The organism is Pseudomonas meliae (genome assembly GCF_001400515.1).
Lineage (GTDB): Bacteria > Pseudomonadota > Gammaproteobacteria > Pseudomonadales > Pseudomonadaceae > Aquipseudomonas > Aquipseudomonas amygdali.
Genome location: NZ_LJQT01000087.1, coordinates 1 through 378 on the forward strand (window position 1 = coordinate 1; position 378 = coordinate 378).

1 protein-coding gene is annotated in these 378 nt (G+C 55.0%); it reads left to right on the forward strand.

Features of this window, described 5'->3' with window-relative positions; translation table 11 throughout:
* A partial coding sequence (locus ALO64_RS03935) for a DinB/UmuC family translesion DNA polymerase (protein ID WP_456238958.1) occupies nucleotides 1–378 on the forward strand: 378 nt, incomplete at both ends.

The following is a 378-nucleotide window of genomic DNA, read 5'->3' on the forward strand; positions in this document are numbered from 1 at the left end:
TTTTGGTTGGCGTTGACAACAAACAAACCATTTGCTCAAGCAAGATGTTCGGCCAGCGGGTCAACACGATTGAGGGACTTGGACAGGCACTGGCCACATACATTCACAAGGCCGCTGAGAAGCTTCGTAAGCAGCGTTCGTTATGCTGTGTGCTGCGTATCGGTATACAGACCTCGTTCCACGGGGACGGCCCCAAATACGCCAATTCGGCCACCATTACACCCGACTACCCAACCGATGATGTGCGGGTGCTGACAAGGCATGCACTGCGTGCGTTGGAAAGCATTTACAGGCCGGGCTTTGCTTACAGCAAGGCTGAGGTCATGCTGATGGATCTGCGAAAGCGCGGGGAATACACGCAAGTGAACCGCCCCGGGT